Source organism: Bifidobacterium panos (assembly GCF_012932445.1).
In the GTDB taxonomy this organism is placed as follows: Bacteria; Actinomycetota; Actinomycetes; order Actinomycetales; family Bifidobacteriaceae; genus Bifidobacterium; species Bifidobacterium panos.
The window spans coordinates 60,188-85,875 of sequence record NZ_JAAIIJ010000012.1 but is presented as its reverse complement, the minus strand read 5'-3'; the positions used below and the strand labels follow the sequence as shown (position 1 = coordinate 85,875).

The window sequence follows — 25,688 nt, the reverse complement described above, 5'->3', positions numbered from 1 at the left end:
GAGACAGGTCGCCAGGGTTCTTGACCTTCGCACCATACTTGACAGACTCCTGCTTGTCGGGCGTGGTACCGTGGCCCTTCGCGTCAAAGGTCACGTCATGCTTGTCACGCGTGTAATAGATCTTCACCACCGTCTTGCCGTCACCGGAGATATTCTCCTGGGAGAAGTCCTTGGCAGCGAAACCCGTATAGGTCGTCTTCGCCTCAGCCTTCGTCTCGGTATCCGTCGTACCCTGCTTCGTCTCCGTATCCTCGGACTGGAGCGTGTACTCGTCGTTATCCACGTTCTGCAAATAATGCTCAACCGTGTACGCGGTATCCGTATTCGGACCCCACTGGGCCAGCAGGGTCACCGTCCCGCCGTCCACGGCGGTCAGGTTCTGCACAGCCTGCCCATCCGTATACGTCTTGGTGGAATCATCCTTGTCCTTCCAACCCGTAAACTCGTAACCCGCACGCTTGAACAGGTTCGTGGACAACGCCTTCTCGTCCTCGCCATACTTGAACGACTGGTCGGCCATATCACCCGTGCCGCCGTTCTTGTCGAACTTCACCGTGTACTCGTTGCGCGTGTACTTGACCACCACCTCCGTGGACCCATCGGCCTTGACCTCAACCTGGTCGAAGGCGACGGGAGTGAACCCCGTATACGTCGTCTTCGCCACAGCAGCCGTATCCTGGCCGATCGTGCCCTTCAAGGTCTCCGTCGCAGTCGGATCCGAAGGATACGAACCATCCACGTTCTGCAGGTAATGCTTCACCGTATACGACGCCTCCGTGGTCCACTTCGCATACAAAGTCAGATTCTCACCCGGCATCGTGGACGTATCGAAATTCCACTTCGTATCATCGGCAAGCGACGCATCCGAATACCAACCCACCAACGCATGACCCACCCACGTCGGCGCCTCCGGCTCCGAAACCTTACTGCCCTTCAACACCGTCTCCGAATCCACGGCACTACCACCATTCGAATTGAACGTCACCACAAACCGCTCATTCGGATTCGCACCAGTCGCCGCAATATCACGAGACTCAACACTCGTATTCAACAAGTTCTTCGCAAACTGAGTAGTAGTAGCGAGAGTTGTGCCGTTAGTACCGTTCCAGCGACCTTGCCAGATGTCCCCGTCGGTCATGATCGTGACGTTGCCCCACGGGGTCGCATCTTCAGTGGAACCAGCCTGCAAATCCACACAAACCGGATAATTAGTCCCGTTATAGGTGGCGGTGAAAATCTCTTTCCCGCCCTTAGCGGGATCATACGAAATCGGACTCGAAGCGTTTATCTTCCACGTATCCGGCAGATTCTCCGTCAGAGCAGCCGCCACCGCCGAGTCTTTCCTGCTGGTCGTAGGGGTTGCATTGGTACCTCCAGGAAGCATGGGGGCACTCAGCACCTGGAAATCGGTGTTCAAAGCCTGCGCCAACTTCGATCCCGGGGTGTTTTCTACGGCGTTGAAGTTCACGTCCTCGCATTGGATGAAGACACGCCCGCCAGAATCCAAGAACGACAACAGGGCCTTGATCTCAGCATCCGTGTAATAGCTGCCGTCCACCTGCGTACGGCTCGGCTCGACGTAAATGAAATCGAACTGATCAAGCGACAGATTGTTCAACTCGTTAGCACCGACGAAGGTCTTCCTCACAGTCTTGGTGCCATGAATCACGGTAAGGTCACCGAGACCATTGAACCTGTTGCTGGCCACATTCCAAGTGCTATTCTGCCGGGCCGTCAACTGTCCCTCATCCCCGAGTGTGTCCGTATCTCTACCGAAGTAGCCATTCGGTGACCAGTACAGGATCTTCGGCGTCGCGCTGCGCACGAGGACGCAACCGTTGGCCGTCACCGTCGCCTGGCCAGTACTATCCGCCGCGATCTTGCCGGCGGCCACGTCGGTGGACTGAATCGTGTGACGGCCGCTCATGACCAGCGAGACCGGCGCCTCGACAGTCCCGGAGTACGACAGGCCGATCGGCTTGTCAGGGCTGGCGTTCAAATACACCTTCGAATCCTTCTCGACCACCAGATTACAGGCCGAGCCGGCGTTGGTATTGCCGGTAATCGACGGGGCGGCGGCGGTTGCGCTGTCGGAACCCAACTCCAAGACGCCGCCCTTGGCGACGTACACCGCGCCCTTGTCGCCGACCGTGTTGCCGGTGAGCGTAACCCCGTCCAACACCAAATGGCCGCCGTCAGCGACCTCGAACAACGGCTCGCCCGACGTGCCGCCGGTCAGCGAAGCCGAACCCTTGACCACCAGGGTCTTGCCCGCCGGAACCGTCAACGTCGCACCCGGCTTCGCATCTGCGGAGACCGTGTACGTGACCGTATCGGCATCCCCCGCAAGCGCAGCCAGCGCCCCATCCCACGAGGAAACCTCCGTCTCCGCCGCCCGGGCCATCGGCGTCACCATCACCGCCAGCACCGTCGCGACCACCGCAATCACCGCGCACACGCACCGCCACACAGGGCGGCCAGCAACACGATCCATCATCACAAAACTCCTTCACAACACTCCCCGCGCAACCACGCAACAGCCAAACCGTCCAGCCGGTCGCACGAAACTTATTCAGCATCAAAGATTCCCCCCCCCACGACTGCTGAACAACGCTCAAGTTCCAGCGGTCGCAACACCGAAACAACCCAACCGCACCATTCCGGGACAAACACCGGCAAACCCCACAAGAGGGAAGCAAAATCCCCCGGCGTGTCACAAGGGAAGAAAACGAGAACGGAATGGACCGGCTACGTCAAAATAACCTAGGCGGATGTTGCTGTGTTCGACGTAAGACTTGGCCTACCGGCCCGGAGGGTGTCGAACACGGCAACATCCGCCGCCAAACACCGGGCTAGGCAAACAACACACAAACCCGACGGAACACACTAAGAACAAAAGACGAGCACCGCAACCCAAAACAAACCAAGAACGATAGCGAGCGCACTGCGACTTAAAACAGACCGAGAACAATAGCAATGGACACTGCGACTCAAGCACGCAGGAAACGACTTCACAACGTCAACGCAGGTCTACAGAGGACACGGGACGGACTATTACCGCCAAACGGCGCCGTCCGTTGATATCGAAACGAACAGCCCACTGGGCTGTTCGTCCGGGGTGTCGAACACGGCAACATCCACCGCAGACACCGGACTAGGCAAACAACACGAAAACTAAACGGAACCCACTAAGAACAAAGGCGAGCTCAGCCGAGCTTGGCGAGTTCGGCCTCGGTGAGTTCGAGTTCGTCGGCCTTGAGGGAGTCGAGGATGGTTTCAGGCCGATGGGCACCGGGGATGACGAACATGTGGTCGCCCTTAGCGAGTTCCCATGCCAACACCACCTGCTGGTAGCTTACGCCATGTGCGGCGGCCACCTCGCGGAACGGGTCGAACAGGTGCTCGTCATACGGGTGGCGGTATCCGCCGAGCGGGCTCCAGCACACGAACGCCAATCCCAGTTTCGCGCAATAATCCAGCGTATCCTGAGTGCCTTTATAAATCGGCGAATACTGGTTCTGCACGGCCACCAGCTTGTCGCCCAGAATCTCGCGCGCGATATCGAGCTGCTCAATGCTGACGTTGGAGACGCCCGCCCACTGCGCCACACCTTGATCGAGCAGTGCCTTGATGCCCTCGCAGGACTCGTTGTACGGCACTTCGGGGTCGTGGCGGTGCAGATAGAGCAAGTCGATGGTGTCGACGCCCAGCGCCATGGCCGACTGCTTGCCGTATGCGATCAGGTGTTCCGGCTTGCCGTCGCGCGGCCAGTCGGGCTTGTCGCCGTCCCAGGCGCGGCGCAAGCCCACCTTGGTGGCCACGGTGACCTCGTCGCGCGGGCCTTGCCAAGTCTCAAGCGCCTCGCGCACCAGCTTCTCGCCGGTCTGCTCCTCTTCGCCGGGCGTGTAATACGCCCACGCGGTGTCGATATGGCGGCAACCTGCGTCCAGCGAGGCGTGCAGTGTCTCGATGCCGACGGCAGTTCCACGATTGTTCTCGATGGTCAGCGGCATTTCGCCGTGCCCGATGGCGGTGGTGTGCAACGGCCCCAGATCACGGAACAACGTCATGGCAAACTCCTTCACGTTCGCGGAATCAGCGATGCTTAAACTATCCACACACTACCCTACTCGCACAACACGCCGCAGACGATATTACCGCCCGCCCGAAACGCCGCCGCCGAAACCACCGGAGGAGCCACCGAAGCCACCGCCGAAGAACGAACCATCCGAACCGCTGGACGAGGACGGGGCGGCTGCCTGAATGGTGGATCTCACGGAGGCGAAGCCGGAGTTGATCTGCGAACCGATGTCGGAGAAACTCGGGGAGAAGGAATCGCCGCCGAACATCGGGCCGGAGACGGAGCCTGAGCCCAATCCAGACGAATACCAGCCGTAGGGGCGGTAGTTCCAATACAGCAGCGTTCCCGCCGCATTGGCATCAAGCCATTCGGGGTCGCTCACCTGCGGATAGGCCTTGGCCAACTCCTTGAGCACACGCTTGGAAATACCGAAGGCGGCGGCATAGACCATATACCAATCCCACAGCGTCAGATCCGGCGTGCCGCGGTCGGAGAAATCGGAGAAATCATGCATATAGCGCTTCAGGCCGAGGCAACGCCCCGCGTATTCCTGCCCTCGGTCGGTCAGCGCCAGCGGCGCGCCGGCCATCATGCAGAACAGGCCCACGAGCAACAGCGGCAATCCCATGCACAATGCCAAGGCGAGATTGTCCAAGCGGGTGTTGTAACCGACCGCGAAAATACCCAATGCAGCGGTCAATGCACCGGCGAGGAGATACTGCCATTTGCGGCTTTCCGTCACGCCAAGCAAGCTGAATTCGTTGTCGCACGATTTGTTGTACGCATCGATCACCTCATGGCCGGTTTCCCAACCTTTGCAGGCCTTCTTCATCTGCTTGAAGTCGAACACCGGAGAGCCGACACGCTGCGAAATGTCGATCAGCAAATCCAGGCACGAGCTTTCGGACTGGCTCAGTTCCAGCGTTTCGCGGCTGTTGAGCGCGGCCGGGAGGATGACCAGCGTGCTGGTTTTCGAGGTTGCGTCCATCTTGGCGGGGTCGGCGCCGATCATGGAAGACAGGCTGGCCGCGTCCGCCTGGCTCATATCGATGCCTCGGTAGATGCTCGCGGGGCCGGGATAGATGGCGATGGCGTGTTTGACGACGAGCGAGAGCACCGTGGCCGTCATGGAGCGGGACTGCGCGGTGCCTTTGGAACTGCTCACAACGTCAATCAGGCGCACCGCCGACGCCGGGCTCAGGCCGGGCTGGTCGCGCCAATACTCCAGGTTGCCGCTATATCGTGAGGCCTTGTTGGAACGAACCACGGCAATAATGCCCCACACGCACAGCGCAATGCCCGCAACCGCGGTGCCAATCCAGATGATGAGGGTGATAATGGCGCGCATGCGTTGGCTGTCATGCCATTCCTTCTCTTGGCGCGCCTCGTCGGCCTTGAGTGAATCGAGCCGTTCCCCATCGGCCACGCGCTTGACTCCCGACGAGACGCTGCTGTCATAAGCCGCCACCACGTCAATGTAGCCATTCGATTTCAGATTGTATACGGTGAAGTTCAGGCTGCCGTCGCTGGTGCGCTTGGTGTCCGAGGTGTTCTTGGTGTGCAGCCACGCCCAGGAAGTGTTCGTGGTGATACCTTCCGGGAAATGCAGCGTTCCGGTGACCTTGCCGGCCGGCACCTCGTTTTCGGGTGCAATCGGCTCCCATTGGAAGCTGGTGACGTCGCTGTATTGGGTGACGGCGTTGTGGAAGGTCATCGTGATGTCGAACTTCAGGCTGTCCGCTTCATCGGTGACGGGTATGTTCCAGCCAATCTCCACGGTTTTACGCTGGCCGCTTTGCGTTGAATCCAGACCATCCGTTTGCGGGTCGAACGGCTGCGGATCGTCGACGCCGTTGGTGACATCGGCGATATACCAATGCTTCGCATAGGTTGCATTCCATGTGTCACTGGTGACGGAGCTGGGATTGCGTGGCTCGATTTGCTCGTAGGTTTCGCCGGTGGTGGCGTTGCACACGGTGATGTCGCTGATGTTCGTCGTCTTTGCGCTGTCCAGCGTGTATTGCCAATACAGCTGTTTCCACGGCTTGACGTTGTCGTCGTCATCTTTGCGTTCTTGCAGCTTGTAATCGAGGTGTTCGCTCACCTTGAAGTCGCCGTTGGGCAGCACCACGGCATCGTAATCGATGCTGTGATAGCTCAGGTCGGCTTCGTCGGAGCCGGCCACCAGTGTCGTCGTGATGAACCCGGCGAGCAGGGCGAACACCACCGACAATATCGCGGCTCGTATCAGTCTTGTTTTCAACGGCTACTCTCTACTTATGTTTTACTGTGGTTCGATTCGATTTGCGGATGCCGCTCAGAACTTGACCTGCGGGGCTTGGCGGGCGGATTCCTCCACCTCGAAGAACTGCGACTGCTCGAAGTGGAACAGGCCCGCAATGATGTTGCTCGGCACCGTTTCGACCTTGTTGTTGTACTTGAGCACCACGTCGTTGTAGAACTGGCGCGCGTAGGCGATCTTCTCTTCGAGGGACTTGAGCTGGGCCTGCAAGTCGAGGAAGTTCTGGTTGGCTTGCAGCTGCGGATATGCTTCGGCGGTGGCCTGAAGGTTGACGATGGCGTGCGAAAGCTGGTTCTCGGCCTGAGCGCGGTCAGCGGTGCTGGCGTTCGGGTCGGCGGCCACGGACACGGCCTTGGCTCGTGCCTCGGTGACCTTGGTGAACACGTCGGATTCGTGGGAGGCGTATCCCTTGACGGTTTCCACAAGGTTGGGGACGAGGTCGGCGCGCTGCTTGAGCTGCACGTCGATCTGCGCCCAGCCATTCTTCACGCGATTCCTGAGAGACACCAAGCTGTTGTAGGCTCCCATGGCCCACAGCAGAATAACAACGATAACGGCGATGACGATTGCGATGATGGCACCCGTGCCCATATCATGCTCCTTATAAATGTGAAAACGAACAGTCACCTTTCATTATCACATATCAACGGGGGCATCGCGCCTTCTTTACATGAGTTAAGATGAGCAGCCTATCGGATGTTCGCCTTAACTGATGCAACGAGAGCAGCTACTTCTTGGCGGCGGATTTGCGCTTAGTGGAAGGCTTTTTTGCGGTGGTTTTCTTCGCGGAAGAAGCGCGGGTGCGACGCTTGGTGGGACCTTGGGCGCGCTTTTCAGCGAGGATGCGGTAGGCGTCTTCGGGGGCGATGGTGGCCGGGTCGTACTGGCGCGGCAGAGTGCGGTTCGTTTCGCCATCTGTCAGGTACAGGCCGAAGCGCCCCTCGCGAATCACCACGGGCTTGCCGCTTTCCGGGTCGGTGCCGATCGAACGCACCGGCGGCTTGGCGGCACCACGCCCACGCCCACGGCCATACTTCGGCTGGGCGAACAGTTCCTTGGCCTGCTCGACGGTGACGGTGAAAATCTCGTCTTCCGAACCCAGCGAGCGCGTCTCGGTGGAGCCGTCCGCTTTCGTTTTGGTGAGGTATGGGCCATACCGCCCGTTGTTCGCCGCCACTGAAGACATTGAAATCTCGCCGGTTTCGGCGTTCGTCTCTTCGTAGGATCCAACTTCGCGCGGCAGGCTGAGGAGCTTGAGCGCGTCGTCTAATGTGACTGACTCGGGGTCCATTGTCTTGAACAGGCTGGCCATCTTCGGGCGCGGCGCGGTCTGTTTCTTCGCGCCTTTCTTCGCCGCGGAAGCGGACGTTTCAGCGCCATCGGAAGCCTCGCCGGTTTCGGCGGCGACCAGCGCCACATACGGGCCGAACCGCCCGTTGCGCACCTCGACGGTGCCGCCGGTGGCTGGATCCTTGCCCAGCTCGCGCGGCCCGCCGGAGTGGTTGTCGATCAGATCGCGCGCCACCTCGACGGTGAGCTCGTCCGGTGCGATGGTGTCGGGCAGGGAGGCGCGCTTCGGATTGCCTTCGGCATCCGTGTGCTCCATGTCCTCCAGATAAGGGCCGTAGCGCCCGACGCGCACATGCAACCCGTCGCGGATGTCGATGGTGTTGATCGCGCGCGCGTCGATCTCGCCCAGTTCGGCCACTTGCTTCTGCAAGCCCTCATGCGCTTCGTCGGCGTTTCTGGCCGAGCCGTCGCCGGAACCGAAATAGAAGTGAGTGAGCCAGTCGCGGCCGGTTTCCTTGCCGTGCGCGATTTCGTCCAGGCCGTTTTCCATATCGGCGGTGAACTGATAATCCACCAACTTAGGGAACTTCGTCTCCAGCAGTTTGGTGACGGCGAAGGCGAGCCAGCTGGGAATCAACGCACGGCCGCGCTCATAGACATATCCGCGATCGATAATCGTGGAGATGATCGAGGCGTAAGTGGAGGGGCGGCCAATCTCCTTGGCTTCCAAGGTTTTGACCAGCGAGGCTTCGGTGTATCTGGCCGGGGGCTGGGTTTCATGGCCGTTCGCATGCACGTCGCTGGCCGTCAGCTCCTGGCCGGTGTGCATCGGCGGCAGGGAGGCGTTGTTTTCGGCGGAATCGGCGCCAGCCTTGTCGGCCTTGTCAGTCTTGTCGCCGGCTTTGCCAGCCGCATCCGTCGAAGAGCGCTTGCCCTCCCCCGTGGCCTTCATGAAGCCGGGGAACTCAATCACCGTGCCGGATGCCTGGAACACCGCCTCGCCGTTGTCCCCCGCGGGCGCGGACAGCTTCACCGTGGCGGTGGAGCCGGTGGCGTCGGCCATCTGCGAGGCGAGCGTGCGCTGCCAGATCAGCGTGTAGAGCTTGAGCTGGTCAGGCGGCACCTTGGAGGCCAGCTCGTTCGGATCATGGAACCGCGCGCCAGCCGGGCGGATACATTCGTGAGCCTCCTGCGCACCGGCTGTATTGGTGGCGTATTGCTTGGGTTCGTCAGACAGATAGGCCTTGCCGAAATGATATTCCACGGCACCACGCGCGGCCGAGATGGCCTCGCTCGACAGCGTGACCGAATCGGTACGCATATACGTAATATAGCCGTTCTCATACAACCCTTGGGCGGCGCGCATCGTGGCCCTGGAACTCATGCCCAGACGGTTGCCCGCGGTCTGCTGCAACGTGGAGGTGGTGAACGGCGGCAACGGACGGCGGCGATAGGGCTTCGACTCCATCGACATCACCGTGAACGTCGCGCTGGAAAGCACCTTGGCCACGGCACTCGCCGTCGCCTCATCCAACTGGCACACATTGTCTTTGAACCCGGCCGGGGTGAGCTGGCCGTCAGTGCCGAAATCCTTGGACACAGCCAAACGTTTGCCACCCAGCGAGACCATGCGCGCGTCGAAACCGACAGGCTCGCCCTCGGCACCGGCGGCGGCGAGCGCAGCCGTCACATCCCAATACGAAGCGCGCACGAACGCCATGCGCTCACGTTCGCGCTCGACGATCATGCGTGTGGCCACGGACTGCACGCGACCAGCGGACAGACCCGGCCCCACCTTGCGCCACAGCACCGGCGACAGCTCATAGCCATACAGGCGGTCGAGAATGCGGCGCGTCTCCTGCGCGTCGACCATATCGGCGTCCACGTCGCGCGTGCGGGTGAGGGAATGTTCGATGGCGTCCTTGGTGATCTCGTGGAACACCATGCGCTTGACGGGCACCTTGGGCTTCAGCGTTTCAACCAAGTGCCAGGCGATGGCCTCCCCCTCGCGATCCTCATCGGTTGCGAGATAGAGCTCGTCGGCTTTTTTCAGCGCGGACTTCAGTTCGGAAACGGTTTTTTTCTTATCGGCATCGACGATGTAATAGGGCTTGAAACCATCGTCCACATCGACGCCGAACTTGCCGAACTTCTCCTTGTCGGAGGCGGGCACCTGGCTGGGCTGTGCGAGGTCGCGAATGTGACCCACCGACGCCATGACGGTGTAGCCATCCCCAAGATAGCCACCGATCTTGCGCGCCTTGGTGGGAGACTCCACGATCACAAGCTTGGTGCCGTTCGCCATGTTCGCTCCTTATCCCTTACTTCGAGACATAATACTCATGACACGTGGTCAGATGGTGCGCCCGGTGTGGCACGGCCTGTCTGAGGGCGGCTAGCGATGGCTTTTCGGCGGAGCGGGCGGCGCGCCAACGAGGCCGATTTTGCTCAGCGGTGAGGCGGTGAGTTGGCGCATCACCAACACCAGTGAACACACCACGGCAATCACGCCGGCCATCAGCACCATGGACGAAAGAACGGAGCTGCTCTGCGCCCAATTCGCGCTCATGGACAGCCCTGGCACGATCTGCCAGATGACATAGGAGGCATACAGGCAGGCCGACAAGCCAGCGGTGATGAAAACGCTGCCGACGATCTGCACACCGGCAGACGAGCGACGTTGGCCGAGGCTATCCATGCCGCTGGCGCGGGTGAACGCGAGCATCAGCATGGCCAGTCCGCCGACGACCAGGACGGCCATCACCACGTCGGTGGGGCGATGCCACTGGCCGTAAATCACCGACATGCCCACATAGAAGCTCCACGCCATGCCGACGAGGGCGGCCACCCAGCGCCAGCCGCGCGAGACAGCGCATATCAGTACCAACGATGCTCCGACAGCCAGGGTGGTATGGCCGGAAGGCGCGGAATTATTGGGATCTTCGATTAAGGTATGGATCAGGTTCGTGCGCGGCAGGACGTTCTTAAGGAACGTGGAGGCGAAGCACAGCGCGGCGAATATGCCAAGTTGGACAAGCAGCCACCAGCGTTTGCGAATCGCGGCGATGAGCGCGGCCACCAGCGCGATAACGATGGAAATAATCAGCACCGTCGTGTGCACGCCGCGGCCGAGCAACACCGACAGCCAGCCCGAGTTGGAGAGAACTGTGGCGAACGAGCTTTCCACCATGTCGTCGTAGGATTGGCCTTCGACCGTGCGCACGCCCAGCCACCACACGCCGGCGGCGGCCGCCCACAGCAGCAGCGCGAACACCACGCACAGCACGCGGCTGGATGTGCGCGGGCGGCGGGCAAGCGGGTCGACATCCGCGAGCGCGGTCATGCCATCGTCATCGGCGTAGGAGGCGGCTGTGTTGCTCGCTTCGTCAAAATCCTCCAGCGTCGCTTGGATGTCGCGCACGACGATGCCCGCCGCCTCAAACTCGGCACCCAGATTCACCGGCGCGTACGGATCGCGGATGTTGGGCAGGGCCTCGGTGTTGTGTTCCTCACTCATGCTCTCCACCCTAACGCACCGATGCCGCCGCCGGCCGCGCACTCACCGAACATCCACGCACCATGCGAAAAACCCCTCCGCGCCTTTGGGAAGATTGTTTGGTCTCGTCTGCCCGCACTGATTAATCGTCCACTATCATCGGGAAATATAATTGCAGCAGATTCGTTGCACGGGGCTTGAATTCCTTGGACCAGATATCATATTCAGGATCGTGCAGATCCTGCCCTTCATTTTCAAAACCCAGATCCCGAAACAGACTCACACTCACGTCATTGCGCCTATCGATTTGAGTCATCACATAGGGGTTTCTTCCACTCACCGCCGCATCATTCGCCATCCACCGAAGCACGCAATCCAATAGGAATCTGCCCAGATGCCTGCCTCTCATTCGTTGCGCCGTGGCGATGAAGGAAATGGCGTATCCGCTTTCAAGACCGGCGGCTTCATCATACCCATATTCACAGAAACCGAACACACCTGCGTATGCTTCCGAATACAACACCATGCGATGAATCCCCACGGGTGTCTTTTTGATTTTGATGTCGCGGATGTATCTCTGTACATCCAACGCATATTCAGGCGCGGTTTCGTCGCAACAAACGAATCGTCTTAGGGAAGTCTGATCCGAAAGCTCACATTCACGACTGCTAATTATTGCTATCTGAGCCAAGGGGCCTCTTTTCAAGCCGATTGGGACGATCCTTCAACGCGCGATGCAAACGCAGCCATTTCTCTTCGACCGCATCATGCGCGAGGCCATCAGCCGGAGGCGCATACGCCGTCATGGGCTTCATATCAGTCAATGCGACAGCCATCTGCGCTTCCTTTCCTTTGGTGCAATCACGATACTTTTATCAGCATAACCTGTTCGCCGGCCACCATCAACGAACCTTCGTTCAGGGTATTAAAAACCTCTACGCACCCGCAAGAGGCCACTTACCCTTGCTGCATTCCTGCCCTGGGGGAGTTGGGTGACATAGCGCCGCGTAGAGGCTCAACCCAGTGTACACCATGGCGCGACGAGAGGTTCAAGACGCAAGTCGCCGACATGCGGAGTCGATGGCTTCGTCGCTTGCGGTGGCGGAAAAACGCAGACGGTCGGTGGCTCCGTAGAACTCGCCCGGGCTGGCGATAATGCCGAGCTTAGCGAGAGCGGCCATGTCGACCCAGCAATCCTCGCCAAGCGCTTTGACCCATACGTACAACGCGCCGTCGGGCATGGCGGCATCGTAACCATACGAACGCAACGCCTCGACCAGACGCGCGAGACGGGTGTGATAACAGTGCCGCTGCACGCGAACGGCCTGAATGTCGCGCAATCCGGCGGCCATCGCCGCTTGCACCGGCCCGGGGATGATTTGGCCGATCTGCTTGCGATACTCGCCCATCTCGCGCACGAGCCGCCAGTCCCCCGCGATGAACGCAGTGCGATAGCCGGCCATATTGCTTTGCTTGCTTAAGGAATACAGCACGAGCACGTTGTCCGCCGCGCCCTCGCACACTTGTGGGTTCAACGCGCAGGGAGCCGAGGCGAGGCTGAAAGGCTCTGTGGACTCGGCCTCATTCAACTGCGCGTGGGGTGCCGCGCCCGCTGCCACGCGCCAGTCCATCAGCGCATAGCATTCGTCCGAAAGCACCACGGCGCCGATGCGGCGAGCGGCGGCCACGATGCCGGCCAGCCAGTCAGCATTCAGTATCTCGCCGGATGGGTTGCACGGCGAGTTCACCCACACCGCTTTGACGCCGGGCACATTCACCCAGGAGTCCACATCCGCCACGTCGGCGACTTTAAGCACGCGCGCGCCCGCCAGTTGGGTGCCGATTTCATAGGTCGGATAGCTCACCTGCGGTTGCACCACCACGTCGCCTGGGCCGAGGTGCAGCAGACTCGCCATCAGAGCGACGGCCTCCTTGGAGCCGACGGTGGGCACTGCGGCGGCGTTCAGCGCTTTCAAGTCCACGCCACGCAGTTCGCGGAACCATTCGTCGATGGCGGCTTTGAGATCGTCGGTACCTTGGGTGGCCGGATATCCGTGGGCGTTCGGCGCGTCGGCGGCCTCGGCGAGTGCCGCTTGCACGCTGGCCGGCACCGGGTCAATGGGCGAGCCGACCGACAGATCGACCATGCCGTCGTTTGTGGCTTGGGCGACTGTCTTGTACGAGGCGATACGCGACCAGTCATATGGCGAAGAATATGGATGAAAACCCATCGTGGGCGCTTCTTAACTAAAAGCCTAAAGCCGTGAAACAGGCTTGATATCAGGCATTCTGCGCCGGAAGAGCGGAAACCTGCTCGGGGTCTTTGCCAAGCGGGCCGGCCGCCGAAGCGCCACCCAAGTCGCCGACCTCGGCAAAGAAACTCACCGCGGCGTCCTTGTACCAAGCCCACTCCTCAGGCAAATCGTCCTCATAGAAGATCGCCTCAGTGGGGCACACCGGCTCGCACGCGCCGCAATCAACGCACTCGTTGGGGTTGATATACAGCGAACGGAGGCCCTCGTAAATGCAATCAACGGGGCATTCGTCCACACAGGCCTTGTCCTTGACATCCACACAGGGCTGGGCGATAACGTATGGCATGGCTGACCTCCTTGAAGTATCCGACTAACCTCCACACTAGCGCACGACATGGTCGCTTGGTGCCACCCCCCGCGCATGGATGAACACGAACGGCGGACGAGCGAGGCGAGAGAGCGGTTCGCGATGGGCGCAACTCAGTACGGCTGGTTGCCGTGGATGATGATGCCGCGCTCGTGCTTCAAGAAGTTGCGCGCGGACTCACGGTCGATATCGTGCCCGCGCTCAAGGCTGAAATACACGATGGCCGTCTGCGCGCCGCGGCTCAGTTTGTTGAACGCCTCATGCGAGTTCCAGCCGTCCTGCGCGACGGCCATGGTCGGCTCCTGCACGTAGCCGTATCCGGCGGCATTGCAGTAGCCATTGAACGGCAAGCCCCAAGCGGCATGGACGTCAAGTTCGCGCGCGTAGGCGTCGGCCATGCGCAAATCGTCTTGACTGGCGCCGGCCTTGCGGGCCAGTTCGAGGGCGTGATCGTGGGTGAAGCCGGAATCTTCCGGTGGGATCGGCAATGGCATGGTCTTCTATTTTCTTTATGTCTTTTTGTTCAGTCGAATGCTGGCCATATTTCTCGCGATATGGCACTTCGGCCCATCATACGCGGGCGCAAGACGCCCCACCCGAAACTTAAGCACCACGTTTGGTTCCTATAAGCCAAAATCGCGTCTTCATATCACTGTCCCTTAGGCCACTATTCCTTAGGCCGTTTGGGAACAATTTGGGAACAATACCAAGACATGCTATTTTTCAGCGCTCCGAACGACGCCCACAGCAAGCCGATGTTGGCATTTTGCCCATATTTTGACAAGACTTTCTGCAAAGCGGCGGCGCGGAGCAAGAATACACTTAGAGCATAAGTCGCCGTCCAACAAACCAGAGAAGAAGACCCAGAGAAGAAGACCGATGTCAGCGATTATCCAGCCCATTGCCCTGCTGTTGATTATTCTGGCGGGCTATGCCTTCAAGCGCGCGAAGCTGTTCGGCCAGCGCGACTACCGCATTATGCAGACCGCGATCTTCAACATGGTGCTGCCCGGCGCGATCGTCTATTCCTTCGCCACAAACCCGCATGACACCAGTCTGCTGTGGATTTCCGTATTCGGTTTCGTTGTCGCGTTCATTCCGCCGGTCGTCATCTATCTGACCACCCTGCGCAAGCCCGTGGCGAATCGCGCGTTCATGATGCTCAACGGCTCGGGCTTCAATGTGGGATGCTTCTGCTTCCCCGTCGTTTCAGCGTTTTTGGGCACTGCGGCGATTGTGCCGGCTGCCATGTTCGACATCGGCAACTGCGTGATGGTGGCCGCCGGCACCAACGTGATGACCCAGACGCTGCTGCACATCCAGCCAGGCAAGACCCTCACCGAGCAACACGCCGGGCAAGCGCCGACGCTGCCCTACACCAAGCCGAAAGACAAGGATGCGCGGCGGCTGGCGCGCAAGGCGCTGGCGCGGAATATTGCTAAAAGCTTCTTCGGTTCGGTGTCGTTCGACACTTACGCGCTGATGATTATCCTGACCATCGCGCAGGTGCATATCCCCGATTGGATCGCCACGATGACGCAGCCGCTGAGCAACGCCAACTCGTTCTGCGCCATGCTGATGGTGGGCATGCTGATGGATTTGCCCGCCTCGCGCAGCGACGTGAAGGAAGTGCTCGCCGTAATCGGCTGGCGCATTCCCTTTGCGACACTGTTCTGCGCGGCGGCGTGGTTCCTGCTGCCGTTCAGCGCTTCGATTCGCGAGGCCGTGGCGTTGTGCTGCCTGGCTCCCATCGCCGTGTTCTCCACGCTGTTCACCGACAGGGTGCTGGGCAACGCCCGTCTCGCCGGCTTCTCGCTGACCATCACCGCGGTGATTTCCCTTGCGATGATGACCGGCGCCCACTTCCTGTTCGCCGCGCTCGGCGCGTGAGCGACGTCCTCAGCGACCGAGCAGTTTGCGGAGTGTTGTTTTGGCGCGGAACATTATCGGGCGCACCGGCAGGACGAACTCGCCCATCAGCTCCTCCACATAGCCGTTGAAGCCCTGCTTGAACTCCAACACGCCGCGGCCCGGATCGTCCGGGTCGTCGAACACGCCGTCGACGCCGTAGAAGTTGTAGCGGTTCACGCCGCGCTCAAGGCACAGATGCAACATTGCATAATGCTGGATCAGTGCCGAAGCATAGAACGGCTTGTATTCCTCGACGCTGCCGGAGAACAGATAGACGGTTTCTCGCGGGTGCTCCACGAACAGCGAGGCCGCTGCGGGCAGCACGTCACCTTTTTTGGCCAGTTCGGCGGCTTCCGCGAGACGCTTCTCGGCGGCCGCCAGATTACGGCTCTCCTCGCCCAGCTGGCGGGTCAGTTTGGTGGTCTCGCGCTCGGCGATCTTCGCCTCCAGAGCGGCGACCTTCGTTTTCAGCGCGTCACGCTTGGCTTGCATGTCAGCTCGATATTCGGCGATATGGATTTCCGCCACCATGAAGTGCGCCTTGCTGCCGTACGCTTCCTTGAAGCGGCGGAAATACCCCTCGCCGCGATATTCGAAGCTGCGGCGTTCGGCCGTGGCCCGCTCAATGTCGGCGAAAACCTTCAGCTCATCCTCGCCCAGCTCTCGCACATGCACGCCCATCGACGCCGCGCGCTTCACACTCCACTGGGTGCGCTTGTCATACGACTTGAGCAGCGCCTGCTCGCCGTCACCCCCGGTCAGATCCTTGACGTAACGCCAGCGTGGAACCGCAGTATATCCAATGCTAAAGCCGCCATGCTCGAATCCGCACGCGACAAGGTTATCCACGGCATCATTGGCGGGAGCGCCGCCTTGTTCGGCGGGAAGGGGCTTGCCCTCGCCGTCACGCAGCCGGTACGGCAGTTCCGGCGTGATTTCCAGCTGCGCCGCCTTGTTGCCTTTGGCACGCTGCTTGAGCTGCTCTACGAAGAACGCGGTCAGCTCGGCATCGTGGAAATCACACATCGGGCCGTCGTGGATCACGCTGAATGTGGACAGTCTGCTGCGATGCGTCTCAAGCAACGCGGCGGCCACAAGCTCGCCATTCTCCCGCACACCCAGGTACTCAACTTCCACACCCTGCGCGGAACGCAGCCGGCCCGCCGCGGAAGTCTGCTGGAAGTTGCCTTCCGGATGCCTGCCGGAGAAGTCGTCGAACTCCTCTTCAGTGAGGGTTGCCAGAGCAAAAGAACGCATATCCATCTGTTTTGTCCGTTTCGATTTCGATTGATGCCGATCTGCCGGGTGGCGCGAGCTACTTGACGAGCGCCTCAACCGCGCCGACGAGCGCGCGCAATGCTTTGCCGCGGTGGGAGATGGCGTTTTTTTCGGCGGGTTCCATTTCGGCGGAGGTCAGGCGGCTGCCGGTTGCGGCGCGGGCGGGCTGGTCATCGGGGACGAAGATCGGGTCGTAGCCGAAACCGTGCTCGCCGCGCGGGGCGCGCAGCAGCACGCCCGGCATTTCGCCGATTTCGACGGTTTCGCTGATGATTGGGTATGGTGTCGACTCGCCTTGATCTTGGTCTTGGCCCGGCACCACCAGCGCGGCGGCGCAACGAAAACGCGCGGTGCGCTTGTCGTCGGGGATGTCGGCGAGCTGAGCGAGCAGCAGGGCGTTGTTGGCGGCATCATCCCCGTGATGGCCCGCCCAGCGAGCGGACAGAATGCCGGGAGCCGCGCCCATCACGTCCACGATCAGGCCGGAATCGTCCGCGATGGCAGGGCAACCGGTGCGCTCGGCGACATCGCGCGCCTTGAGCAAGGCGTTCTCCTGGAAGGTGACGCCGTTCTCCACCGGGTCAGGCAGGTTCAGCGACCCAGCGGACACCAACTGCACCTGCTCGGCTTGCTCGCCCAAATCTTCAGCGAGAATGCGGCGAATCTCAGCCAGTTTGCCTTCGTTATGCGTGGCGACAACGATTCTCACGTATTGCTCCTTAACACTAATCCGCGTTCACTGTATACCAATCACAGCGTAGTGCCCGCCCTCCGACTAATGGTGTTGGAAACGGCGGCGAAATCGGCAGAGGCAAGGCTCCTCCTTACCTCGTCTAAGAACCCTTTGGTTAAGTTGTTTGCCTAGATTATCAGCGGCGTGCCATCGTATGGTTGAGATATATACTCGATTGTAAGACAGTATGTCAACATCGTCTTACAAGATTCCAAGGGGGCCGACCATGAGCATGACATCGGTGACGGTTCGCGTTGACGCGGACACCAAAAAACAGGCGGCGCAGGTCGCCAAGGACTTCGGTTTCGACCTGTCTTCAGTGACCCGCGCGTTCTTCCGCCAGATAGTACGAGAGGAACGCATACCATTGAACCTCTCCTACCCCGAGTTGCCCGCTGAAACATTGGAAGCGTTGGAAGAGGCCAAAGAGATAGCGGCCAACGGCGGCGGGCAAGGATACAGTTCGGCCAAAGAAATGTTTGAAGCAATGGGGATTAAACGTGCTTAAAGCCCATTTCACGAAACAGTTCCAACGGGACACCAAACGTCTCGAACGCCGACATATCAACCTTGACGAACTGGAAAACGTCATCGACCTCATACTCGAAGACACCGCTGAATCGAGGGAAACATTACGGCGGCGGCATCGTGCGCACCGGCTTAAAGGCGATTGGCATGGCACGATTGAATGTCACGTAGGCAACACCGGAGACTGGCTCACTGTCTGGATTCGAGACGACGGGACAGCAACATTCATGCGTACCGGCTCGCACAAGGAACTATTCGGAAAGGACTAGCCGATAATGGCGGCTATATCAGGCCGCAAACGCAAAGAGCCGGTGCCCGAAGACACCGGCTCAACGCTGTCAAGAGGACGCACTCCAAGACACCCCCGGACTCGGCCATCTCCCCGAAAGTCGTGTATACCCGCCTTGAGATTGGGGAGAAGTTGCGATGCCTTACTCCGGCGACATCCATCATAGCCGACAGAATTCGTTCTACTGATCAGTCTTGTGCGAGGGCGGCGCGCTGGGCGGTTTGCAATTCCTTGTTGCCCTTGGCGGCCAGGTCGAGCAGTGTGTCGAGTTCGTCGCGCGTGAACGGGCGGTGTTCGGCAGTGCCCTGCAACTCGATGAACTCGCCGGCGCCGGTCATGGCCACGTTCATGTCGGTCATGGCCTGACTGTCTTCCAGATACGGCAGGTCGAGCATCGGCGTGCCGTCGACAATGCCCACCGATACGGCGGACACGCAATCCTTAATCACCTTGTCGGCGAACTTGATGTGATGGTGCTCCTCAGCCCAGCGCAACGCGTCCACCAACGCCACGTAAGCGCCGGTGACGGAAGCGGTGCGCGTGCCGCCGTCGGCCTGCAACACATCGCAATCAAGCTGAATCTGATTCTCACCCAAGGCCTTCATATCGATGATGCCCCTCAGGCAACGGCCGATCAGTCGGCTGATTTCGTGCGTGCGCCCACCGATTCTGCCGCGCACTGAATCGCGGTCGGTGCGCTCGCTGGTGGCGCGCGGCAGCATCGCATATTCGGCGGTGACCCAACCCAAGCCGGAATCCTTGCGCCAGCGCGGCACCGATGGGGTGAAGGTGGCGGTGCACATCACGCGCGTGCTGCCGCATTCGATGAGCACCGAGCCTTCCGGCGCGTCGGTGAAGTGGCGGGTGATGCGAACCGGGCGCAGCTCGTCGACTTTGCGCCCGTCGTAACGGGTGATGAAACGGTCTCCTAGCATGTCTTTGATCTCAACCATGCTCCCCACCTTACGCGCCCTGCGCAACGTTGAGGCGGTTTTATGCGAATGTCGCTTCACTTATGAACACAGCAACGCACTCCGAGCAGCCCAGTTGAGTGCGTTTCCGTATCAGCCGATACAAAAACGTGCGTCCGCGGGGATAGACTTGTGGCCAGGTTAACCATACGCCGCACAAGGGGAGATAAAACAACGATGGTGGATTATTCGCCGGCATTGATGACCGACATGTACGAATACACGATGCTGGACGCTTGCATGAAAGACGGCACCGCCAACCGCAAATGCGTGTTCGAGGTGTTCACCCGCCATCTGCCCGCGGGACGTCGCTACGGCGTGCTCGCCGGCACCGGCCGCATTCTCGACGCGCTGGAGCGCTTCCACTTGGACGATGAGGATTTGAGGTTCCTCGCCGATCGCAAGGTGGTGAGCCCGCAAACCATCAAGTGGCTGGAAAACTTCCGTTTCTCCGGTTCGATCAAGGGCTATCGCGAAGGCGAGATGTTCTTCCCGAATTCGCCGGTGCTGCAAATCGAAGGCACGTTCGGTGAATGCACACTGCTCGAAACGCTGGTGCTGTCGATTCTCAATTACGATTCGGCGGTCGCCTCGGCGGCCAGCCGCATGGTCACCGCCGCCAAGGACCGCCCCTGCATGGACATGGGTGGCCGGCGTACCAACGAGTGGGCCGCCGTCGCCGCCGCGCGCGCTTCCGTGGTGGGTGGCTTCCAAGGCACCGCGAACCTCCTGGCCTCGCAGCTGTATGGCCTGAAGGCCATCGGCACAGCCGCGCACTGCTTCACGCTGGTGCATGACAGCGAGAAAAACGCCTTTGAATCGCAGATTGCGGCGCTGGGCAAGAACACCACGCTGCTGGTCGACACCTACAACATCGAACAGGCCGTGCAAACCGCCGTCGAAGTGGCCGGCCCCGAGCTGGGCGGCGTGCGCATCGACTCCGGCGATTTGGCTGCGCTCGCCCAGCGTGTGCGCAACCAGCTGGACGCGCTCGGCGCCACCAACACGCGCATCACCGTCACCAACGATCTGGACGAATACGCCATCGCCGCCCTGCAAACCGCGCCGGTCGATTCCTACGGCGTGGGCACAATGCTGGTCACCGGTTCTGGCGCGCCCACCTGCGCGATGGTCTACAAGCTCACCGAGCGCGAGGGTGCCGACGGAGCGATGGCCCCGGTGATGAAGAAGAGCAAAGACAAGGCCACCGTTCCGGGGCGCAAGCTCGCCTACCGCTCCTATGAATATGGCCTGGCCGACGCTGAGCACGTGGTGTCGGGTTCGGAAGACAAGCTCGCCTCCTTCCAGCCGAAGGACGAGTGGAAGGATCTGCTGGTTCCCTACGTCGACCACGGCCAGATCGACGCCCAGTGGCAGGGGCACGACGCGATCATGCGCGCACACGACTATCGCGCCAAGGCGCTGGCTGAACTGCCGATCACCGCCCAAAGCCTGATGAAGGGCGATCCGGTGATTTCCACCGAAGTCTCGGTGTTATAAGCACTGTAAGATCGGTGCTGTGAGACTGGCAGTCTCGATGCTGTAAGTCGGCACTGCAAGCAATCGCGCCTCGCGAAGCCGCCTCCCTCACAAGACAAGGCGACTTCGCGATACCATCGTGTATGTCAACACACATATCCAATTATCCAACGAAGGAAAACCATGCTCGAACCCACCGTCCCATACACGCCCAACCCAGCCCGCTACGACGATATGACCTACAACCGTTGCGGCAATTCCGGCCTGAAACTGCCCGCCGTCTCGATCGGCCTGTGGCACAATTTCGGCAATCTGACGCCATACGACCACATGAAGCAGATGCTGTTCACCGCTTTCGACAACGGCATCACCCACTTCGATCTGGCCAACAACTACGGGCCGGAGCCCGGTTGCGCCGAGAAGAACTGCGGGCGGCTGCTGCGCGAATATTTTGCCGCGCACCGCGACGAGCTGATCATCAGCACCAAAGCCGGCTTTGAGATGTGGCCCGGGCCTTACGGGGACTTCGGTTCGCGCAAGTACCTGCTCGCCAGCCTCGATCAGAGCCTGAAGCGGCTGGGGCTTGATTATGTGGACATCTTCTATCATCACCGCATGGATCCCGACACGCCGCTTGAGGAGACGATGGGCGCGCTGGCGAGCGCGGTGCAGTCGGGCAAGGCGCTGTATGTGGGCTTGAGCAACTATGACGGCCCCACGATGCGCAAGGCGGCGGCGATTCTGGACGAGCTACATGTGCCGTTCATCATCAATCAGAACCGCTATAACCTGTTCGACCGCACGGTTGAGCGCGACGGCCTGAAGGACACGGCCCACTCGCTCGGCAAGGGCATCATCACTTACTCGCCGCTGGCGCAGGGGTTGCTGACGAACCGCTATCTGGAGGGCGTGCCGGCCGACAGCCGCATTGCGCTCGACCCGCGTTTCCTTGACGATTCCGCACTCACGCCCGAGCGGCTGCAGCAGATTCGCGAGCTGAACGATATCGCCGCCGAGCGCGGTCAGACGCTCGCCGAGATGAGCCTGGCGTGGCTGTTGCACGATGGCGTAGTCACCTCGGTGCTGGTCGGCGCATCCAAACCCCAGCAGATCTTGGACAATATCAACACCCTACACAACACAACCTTCAGCGACGAGGAACTCGCCCGCATCGACGCCATCTGCTTGCGCCCGTAAGAATCCCATGGCGCGGTGTTTTTTCCATGGCGCGGTAACCAAAAACGTTGGAAAATAGCCAAAACCACGCCATGGGAACACCGCGCCATGGGATCCGTGGGATCTATAGGCCGGCCATTTCCTCGTAGATGCGCTGGCAGTCGGGACAAACGGGGTATTGGGACGGATCGCGCTTGGGCACCCAAACCTTGCCGCACAGCGCCACCACCGGACGACCCGTCAAGCGCGATTCGGCGATACGATCACGCGAAACATAGTGCGCGAACCGATCCGCATCGCCATTGTCGGAACGCTGGGTCTCCTCCTGAACCTCGGGACGCTCCAGAACAGAGGTGCCCGCGCCGGAATCCGGATCAGACAGTGGGGAACCGTCAGCTGCATTGAGATACGTATTCTTCACGGCATGCTCCTTGGATTAGGGCTTGATTGCATTCATCATAATATCTTGAGCTCTGTTATGCGACCCAACGCCATACCAGGAGGTAGGCTGGTGGTATGACCAAAGCAGTGTGCCCCGGTTCTTTCGACCCCGTAACCGCCGGACATCTCGATGTAATCGAACGCAGCGCGCGCCTTTTCGAGGAAGTGTATGTGGTAGTGGCGATGAACGCCGCCAAAACGCCGCTCTTTTCAGCTGAAACGCGCGTTGATGTGATTCGTCGGGCGCTGGACAAAAGAGGGTGTGAGAACGTGGCCGTCGCGTCCACGGACGGGCTGATTACCGACTATTGCAAGCAGGTGGGAGCCACGGTGATCGTCAAGGGACTGCGGCAGAACGGCGATTATGAGGCGGAGCTCAGCATGGCGCTGGTGAACCGCAAGCTGGCCAATGTGGAAACGCTGTTCCTGCCCGCCGACCCAGCGCTGGAGCACATCTCCAGTTCCGTCGTCAAGGATGTGGCCCGCCACGGCGGGGATGTCACCGGCATGGTGCCTGATTGCGTGGTGCCGATGCTGAACGAAGCGTTGCGCAACGAAAGGAAATCATCATGAGCGACGAGCAACCCACTCTGGCCGACGATATGGATGATGCGACAGGCGGCACGGCTTCGACTCCCGCACCGGACGCCGTTGCATTCAAGGCGCCGTTCCCGTTGCCCGATTTGCGCGAACGGGACGACGAAGCGGACGATGAGGCAGACGCGAACCGCGACGAGTTCACCACCGTCTACGACATCATCGAGCGCATGGAGGAAGCGCTGAACGAAGCCAAGGGCGGGCTGTTCTCCTCCAGTCAGGTGAAGGTGGATCGCGAGGAATTCACGGGGAACCTAGCCGAGTTGAAGAAGATGCTGCCGGTGCAGCTCGAGCGAGCATCGGCGCTGATGAGGGAGGCCGAGCGCCGCTTGCAAAGCGCGCAGACCCAGGCGAACTCGATTATCGCCTCCGCGCAGAGTCGCGCCGCGGACGCGGTGAAGGAAGCCAACGCACAGGCGCAGTTCCTCGCCGGTCAGGAGAACGTCACCGAGCTCGCGCGTCAGAAAGCTCGCACGATTCTCAACGCCGCGCAAGCCAAGGCCGATCATCTCACGCGTGGAGCCGACGATTATTCGACCAGGATGATGGAAGAGTTGCGCAGGCAGCTCAACAAGCTCGCAAACGATGTGGACGCGGGGTTGAACGTGCTGCACGAACGGCAAAAATCCGCCGCCGAGCAGCTGCCGCACCTCGACATCAGTGACTATCCGGAGGCGCAGTAGATGCCACGTATTGAAGATTCCCCCTGGGCGATTTCCGTGGCGCAAGTCGCCTCGCGCGCCGGTTTAAGCAAAGCGGTGGATGCCGACTTCCCCGCCCCTTCGGGCATCGGCGACGAGGTGATCGGCGTGAAGGAAGGCGCCGATGTGCATGTGAGCGGCTCGTTCGATTCCATCGTGGACGGCCTGATATTCACCGCGCGGATCAGCGCGCCGGTGCATGCCGAGTGCACCCGTTGCCTGAAACCCATCGTCAAGGACTGGACGACGAGCGTCACCGCGTTCTTCCCCTACGAGGACAAGCGCGAAGCGGCGAGCGCCGGGGAAGTCGACATCGTTGCGGGCGAGGAGGAGTCGGAAGACACCTACCCGCTGCTCAGCAACGGCGCGTTCGCCGATATCGAGGCGCTGTTGCGCGACACCTTGGTGGAGGAACTGCCGCTGCAGCCGCTGTGTCGCGAGGATTGCCGCGGGTTGTGCTCGCAGTGCGGCGTCGATCTCAACGAGAATCCGAAGCATCATCACGAAGTGACCGATATCCGTTTCGCCGGGCTTGCCGATCTCAAAGCGCAGCTGGAGCGCGAACAGCAATAGCACCAGAGGCGTTTTGTACGCACGTCGCGTTAAAGTACTGAACGCTTAAGCTCAATATGTTCGAACGAAACAGAGGATACTAAAAATGGCACTGCCTAAGTACAAGACCTCGCGCGCCAACACGCACTCGCGTCGCGCGAACTGGAAGGCCGCCGCCACGGCGACCGTGAACTGCCCGAACTGCGGCGAGCCGGCCCTGCCTCACACGGCATGCCCGAGCTGCGGTTCCTTCCGTGGCCGCGTCTACCGCGACGCGATCCAGCCGGTTCACGCCAAGTGAGCGCCGCTGGAATACTAGCGTAAGAAGCCCTGCCATCGACGGGTGGCGGGGCTTTTGCTTTTGCATAAGTTTGCATAGTCTTTGCATAATCACCTTGCGCCGACCGCAAGAAAATTGCCAGCCGCAAGGAATAAGGAATCATATATATGACACACACAGACGACACGCAGCCGACGAACGGCAATGAACTGCTCCAAGCGCTGGGCACCACGCTGAGCCCCGATCTGCTGGTGCAAGCGCTCACCCACCGATCCTTCGCGCACGAGCACCCCGGAGCGAAGCATTACGAGCGGCTTGAGTTCCTGGGAGACGCGGTGCTTGAGCTCGTCGCCACGGAGACGCTGTTCCGCCTGCACCCCGATATGAGCGAGGGGCAGTTGGCGAAGATGCGCGCGAAGGCGGTGAGCGAGGAGGCTTTGAGCGCGATTGCCCGCACCAAACTGCATGTCGAGCCGTACATTCTGCTCGGGATTGGCGAGGCGTCGCAAGGAGGGGCGAATAAAAGCTCGATTCTGTGCGACATTGTGGAGTCACTGATCGGCGCGACGTTTCTTGAGCACGGCATCGACGAGGCGCGCGAGGTGGTGCATCACCTGATCGACGACACGCTTGACGAGGTGGCGGGCGAGGGGCCGGCGCTCGATTGGAAGACGTCGCTGACGGTGAAGGCGCACGAGCTCGGCAAAGGGGAGCCGGTTTACCACATGGCCGTTTCGGGGCCTCAATACGCGCAGGTGTTCACGGCGCGAGTGTCGCTGGGCGACGACGAGGCGATTGCCGGCACCGGCGAGGGGTCATCCAAACGCAAGGCGCAACTGGCCGCCGCCGAAGCGGCATATAAGCGGTTGGACAGCTGAAACGACGGGGTTGCCCACCAGCTGTGCCCACATAGTCATATCCACACAACTGTGTCCAACCGTGTCCACACAGCAAGCCACGC

At 60.5% G+C, this 25,688-nt stretch carries 25 protein-coding genes and 1 other RNA gene; 10 read left to right on the top strand and 16 right to left on the bottom strand.

Going from position 1 to position 25,688, the window contains the following annotated elements; translation table 11 throughout:
- The 12 genes from G1C94_RS03660 to G1C94_RS03605 all read right to left on the bottom strand — a co-directional run.
- On the bottom strand, positions 1 to 2,497 hold a 2,497-nt coding region (locus G1C94_RS03660), incomplete at its 3' end, for an InlB B-repeat-containing protein (protein ID WP_172144781.1).
- A gap of 709 nt (positions 2,498 to 3,206) precedes the next feature.
- The gene (locus G1C94_RS03655) at positions 3,207 to 4,070 is read right to left on the bottom strand and encodes an aldo/keto reductase (RefSeq protein WP_172144779.1); all 864 of its coding nucleotides are present in this window, start codon (positions 4,068 to 4,070) and stop codon (positions 3,207 to 3,209) included.
- A gap of 84 nt (positions 4,071 to 4,154) precedes the next feature.
- Positions 4,155 to 6,344 (bottom strand): DUF2207 domain-containing protein, encoded by a 2,190-nt coding sequence (locus G1C94_RS03650; protein WP_172144777.1) that lies wholly within the window; start codon positions 6,342 to 6,344, stop codon positions 4,155 to 4,157.
- 54 nt (positions 6,345 to 6,398) lie between these two features.
- The gene (locus G1C94_RS03645) at positions 6,399 to 6,974 is read right to left on the bottom strand and encodes a LemA family protein (RefSeq protein WP_172144775.1); all 576 of its coding nucleotides are present in this window, start codon (positions 6,972 to 6,974) and stop codon (positions 6,399 to 6,401) included.
- A 136-nt stretch (positions 6,975 to 7,110) separates the two neighbouring features.
- Positions 7,111 to 9,978 (bottom strand): type I DNA topoisomerase, encoded by a 2,868-nt coding sequence (gene topA, locus G1C94_RS03640; RefSeq protein WP_172144772.1) that lies wholly within the window; start codon positions 9,976 to 9,978, stop codon positions 7,111 to 7,113.
- A 90-nt stretch (positions 9,979 to 10,068) separates the two neighbouring features.
- Positions 10,069 to 11,190: a phosphatase PAP2 family protein gene (locus G1C94_RS03635; RefSeq protein ID WP_172144769.1), complete on the bottom strand. Its 1,122-nt coding sequence runs from the start codon at positions 11,188 to 11,190 to the stop codon at positions 10,069 to 10,071.
- A 121-nt stretch (positions 11,191 to 11,311) separates the two neighbouring features.
- Positions 11,312 to 11,860, bottom strand: a complete 549-nt coding sequence (locus G1C94_RS03630; protein ID WP_253902295.1) for a GNAT family N-acetyltransferase — start codon at positions 11,858 to 11,860, stop codon at positions 11,312 to 11,314.
- Entirely contained in the window at positions 11,838 to 12,005 is a 168-nt protein-coding gene (locus tag G1C94_RS03625) for a hypothetical protein (protein ID WP_172144766.1), read from the bottom strand. Before G1C94_RS03625 ends, G1C94_RS03630 begins: the two co-directional genes overlap by 23 nt.
- Before the next feature lie 87 nt (positions 12,006 to 12,092).
- An RNA gene (gene ffs / locus G1C94_RS03620) (signal recognition particle sRNA small type) lies at positions 12,093 to 12,189 on the bottom strand.
- Positions 12,190 to 12,218: 29 nt separating this feature from the next.
- Positions 12,219 to 13,400, bottom strand: coding sequence for a succinyldiaminopimelate transaminase (dapC, locus tag G1C94_RS03615; protein ID WP_172144763.1), 1,182 nt, complete (start codon positions 13,398 to 13,400; stop codon positions 12,219 to 12,221).
- A 49-nt stretch (positions 13,401 to 13,449) separates the two neighbouring features.
- On the bottom strand, positions 13,450 to 13,770 hold the full coding sequence (gene fdxA / locus G1C94_RS03610) for a ferredoxin (RefSeq protein WP_172144760.1): 321 nt from the start codon (positions 13,768 to 13,770) through the stop codon (positions 13,450 to 13,452).
- A 134-nt stretch (positions 13,771 to 13,904) separates the two neighbouring features.
- Positions 13,905 to 14,285, bottom strand: a complete 381-nt coding sequence (locus tag G1C94_RS03605; protein WP_172144757.1) for a glycerophosphodiester phosphodiesterase — start codon at positions 14,283 to 14,285, stop codon at positions 13,905 to 13,907.
- 385 nt (positions 14,286 to 14,670) lie between these two features.
- On the opposite strand from G1C94_RS03605, the gene G1C94_RS03600 reads away from it, so the two are divergent.
- A complete protein-coding gene (locus tag G1C94_RS03600; protein ID WP_172144754.1) occupies positions 14,671 to 15,681 on the top strand; it encodes an AEC family transporter in 1,011 nt (336 codons plus the stop codon).
- 9 nt (positions 15,682 to 15,690) lie between these two features.
- Here G1C94_RS03600 and G1C94_RS03595 read toward each other — a convergent pair whose 3' ends face one another.
- Together G1C94_RS03595 and G1C94_RS03590 are read right to left on the bottom strand one after the other, a co-directional pair.
- Positions 15,691 to 16,959, bottom strand: a complete 1,269-nt coding sequence (locus tag G1C94_RS03595; protein ID WP_172144785.1) for an aminoacyltransferase — start codon at positions 16,957 to 16,959, stop codon at positions 15,691 to 15,693.
- A 58-nt stretch (positions 16,960 to 17,017) separates the two neighbouring features.
- Positions 17,018 to 17,689 carry a non-canonical purine NTP pyrophosphatase gene (locus tag G1C94_RS03590; RefSeq protein WP_172144752.1) on the bottom strand — a complete coding sequence of 224 codons (672 nt, stop codon included), beginning with the start codon at positions 17,687 to 17,689 and terminating at the stop codon, positions 17,018 to 17,020.
- Between the two features lie 250 nt (positions 17,690 to 17,939).
- On the opposite strand from G1C94_RS03590, the gene G1C94_RS03585 reads away from it, so the two are divergent.
- Both G1C94_RS03585 and G1C94_RS03580 read left to right on the top strand, forming a co-directional pair.
- Positions 17,940 to 18,221 carry a type II toxin-antitoxin system RelB/DinJ family antitoxin gene (locus tag G1C94_RS03585; protein WP_172144750.1) on the top strand — a complete coding sequence of 94 codons (282 nt, stop codon included), beginning with the start codon at positions 17,940 to 17,942 and terminating at the stop codon, positions 18,219 to 18,221.
- The gene (locus G1C94_RS03580) at positions 18,214 to 18,510 is read left to right on the top strand and encodes a type II toxin-antitoxin system RelE/ParE family toxin (protein ID WP_172144748.1); all 297 of its coding nucleotides are present in this window, start codon (positions 18,214 to 18,216) and stop codon (positions 18,508 to 18,510) included. The genes G1C94_RS03585 and G1C94_RS03580 overlap by 8 nt, the downstream gene beginning before the upstream one ends.
- 208 nt (positions 18,511 to 18,718) lie before the next feature.
- Here the strand turns inward: G1C94_RS03580 and rph are convergent, their stop codons facing one another.
- A complete protein-coding gene (rph, locus tag G1C94_RS03575) occupies positions 18,719 to 19,483 on the bottom strand; it encodes a ribonuclease PH (protein WP_172144746.1) in 765 nt (254 codons plus the stop codon).
- Between the two features lie 195 nt (positions 19,484 to 19,678).
- Here rph and G1C94_RS03570 point away from each other — a divergent pair, with 195 nt between their 5' ends.
- Positions 19,679 to 21,001 (top strand): nicotinate phosphoribosyltransferase, encoded by a 1,323-nt coding sequence (locus G1C94_RS03570; RefSeq protein ID WP_172144744.1) that lies wholly within the window; start codon positions 19,679 to 19,681, stop codon positions 20,999 to 21,001.
- A gap of 162 nt (positions 21,002 to 21,163) precedes the next feature.
- Positions 21,164 to 22,177 carry an aldo/keto reductase gene (locus tag G1C94_RS03565; protein ID WP_172144742.1) on the top strand — a complete coding sequence of 338 codons (1,014 nt, stop codon included), beginning with the start codon at positions 21,164 to 21,166 and terminating at the stop codon, positions 22,175 to 22,177.
- A 103-nt stretch (positions 22,178 to 22,280) separates the two neighbouring features.
- Here G1C94_RS03565 and G1C94_RS03560 read toward each other — a convergent pair whose 3' ends face one another.
- A complete protein-coding gene (locus G1C94_RS03560) occupies positions 22,281 to 22,577 on the bottom strand; it encodes a DUF3039 domain-containing protein (protein WP_172144740.1) in 297 nt (98 codons plus the stop codon).
- Between the two features lie 95 nt (positions 22,578 to 22,672).
- Here G1C94_RS03560 and coaD point away from each other — a divergent pair, with 95 nt between their 5' ends.
- From coaD to rnc, 5 genes are all read left to right on the top strand, one after another.
- A complete protein-coding gene (gene coaD / locus G1C94_RS03555; protein ID WP_172144738.1) occupies positions 22,673 to 23,170 on the top strand; it encodes a pantetheine-phosphate adenylyltransferase in 498 nt (165 codons plus the stop codon).
- Complete coding sequence (locus G1C94_RS03550) at positions 23,167 to 23,877, top strand: ATP synthase subunit B family protein (RefSeq protein ID WP_172144736.1); 711 nt, start codon at positions 23,167 to 23,169, stop codon at positions 23,875 to 23,877. The genes coaD and G1C94_RS03550 overlap by 4 nt, the downstream gene beginning before the upstream one ends.
- Positions 23,878 to 24,468 (top strand): YceD family protein, encoded by a 591-nt coding sequence (locus G1C94_RS03545; protein WP_172144734.1) that lies wholly within the window; start codon positions 23,878 to 23,880, stop codon positions 24,466 to 24,468.
- 85 nt (positions 24,469 to 24,553) lie between these two features.
- Positions 24,554 to 24,748 (top strand): 50S ribosomal protein L32, encoded by a 195-nt coding sequence (gene rpmF, locus G1C94_RS03540; RefSeq protein ID WP_172144732.1) that lies wholly within the window; start codon positions 24,554 to 24,556, stop codon positions 24,746 to 24,748.
- Between the two features lie 146 nt (positions 24,749 to 24,894).
- Positions 24,895 to 25,605 (top strand): ribonuclease III, encoded by a 711-nt coding sequence (rnc, locus tag G1C94_RS03535; protein ID WP_172144730.1) that lies wholly within the window; start codon positions 24,895 to 24,897, stop codon positions 25,603 to 25,605.
- Positions 25,606 to 25,688: the final 83 nt, after the last annotated feature.

Bases quoted from the DNA above. Each gene is read 5' to 3' on its own strand.
- G1C94_RS03655 (WP_172144779.1), bottom strand. From the start codon at position 4,070: ATGACGTTGTTCCGTGATCTGGGGCCGTTGCACACCACCGCCATCGGG.
- G1C94_RS03645 (WP_172144775.1), bottom strand. From the start codon at position 6,974: ATGGGCACGGGTGCCATCATCGCAATCGTCATCGCCGTTATCGTTGTT.
- topA (WP_172144772.1), bottom strand. From the start codon at position 9,978: ATGGCGAACGGCACCAAGCTTGTGATCGTGGAGTCTCCCACCAAGGCG.
- G1C94_RS03635 (WP_172144769.1), bottom strand. From the start codon at position 11,190: ATGAGTGAGGAACACAACACCGAGGCCCTGCCCAACATCCGCGATCCG.
- G1C94_RS03625 (WP_172144766.1), bottom strand. From the start codon at position 12,005: ATGGCTGTCGCATTGACTGATATGAAGCCCATGACGGCGTATGCGCCT.
- dapC (WP_172144763.1), bottom strand. From the start codon at position 13,400: ATGGGTTTTCATCCATATTCTTCGCCATATGACTGGTCGCGTATCGCC.
- fdxA (WP_172144760.1), bottom strand. From the start codon at position 13,770: ATGCCATACGTTATCGCCCAGCCCTGTGTGGATGTCAAGGACAAGGCC.
- G1C94_RS03605 (WP_172144757.1), bottom strand. From the start codon at position 14,285: ATGCCATTGCCGATCCCACCGGAAGATTCCGGCTTCACCCACGATCAC.
- G1C94_RS03600 (WP_172144754.1), top strand. From the start codon at position 14,671: ATGTCAGCGATTATCCAGCCCATTGCCCTGCTGTTGATTATTCTGGCG.
- G1C94_RS03595 (WP_172144785.1), bottom strand. From the start codon at position 16,959: ATGCGTTCTTTTGCTCTGGCAACCCTCACTGAAGAGGAGTTCGACGAC.
- G1C94_RS03585 (WP_172144750.1), top strand. From the start codon at position 17,940: ATGAGCATGACATCGGTGACGGTTCGCGTTGACGCGGACACCAAAAAA.
- rph (WP_172144746.1), bottom strand. From the start codon at position 19,483: ATGGTTGAGATCAAAGACATGCTAGGAGACCGTTTCATCACCCGTTAC.
- G1C94_RS03570 (WP_172144744.1), top strand. From the start codon at position 19,679: ATGGTGGATTATTCGCCGGCATTGATGACCGACATGTACGAATACACG.
- G1C94_RS03565 (WP_172144742.1), top strand. From the start codon at position 21,164: ATGCTCGAACCCACCGTCCCATACACGCCCAACCCAGCCCGCTACGAC.
- coaD (WP_172144738.1), top strand. From the start codon at position 22,673: ATGACCAAAGCAGTGTGCCCCGGTTCTTTCGACCCCGTAACCGCCGGA.
- G1C94_RS03550 (WP_172144736.1), top strand. From the start codon at position 23,167: ATGAGCGACGAGCAACCCACTCTGGCCGACGATATGGATGATGCGACA.
- G1C94_RS03545 (WP_172144734.1), top strand. From the start codon at position 23,878: ATGCCACGTATTGAAGATTCCCCCTGGGCGATTTCCGTGGCGCAAGTC.
- rpmF (WP_172144732.1), top strand. From the start codon at position 24,554: ATGGCACTGCCTAAGTACAAGACCTCGCGCGCCAACACGCACTCGCGT.
- rnc (WP_172144730.1), top strand. From the start codon at position 24,895: ATGACACACACAGACGACACGCAGCCGACGAACGGCAATGAACTGCTC.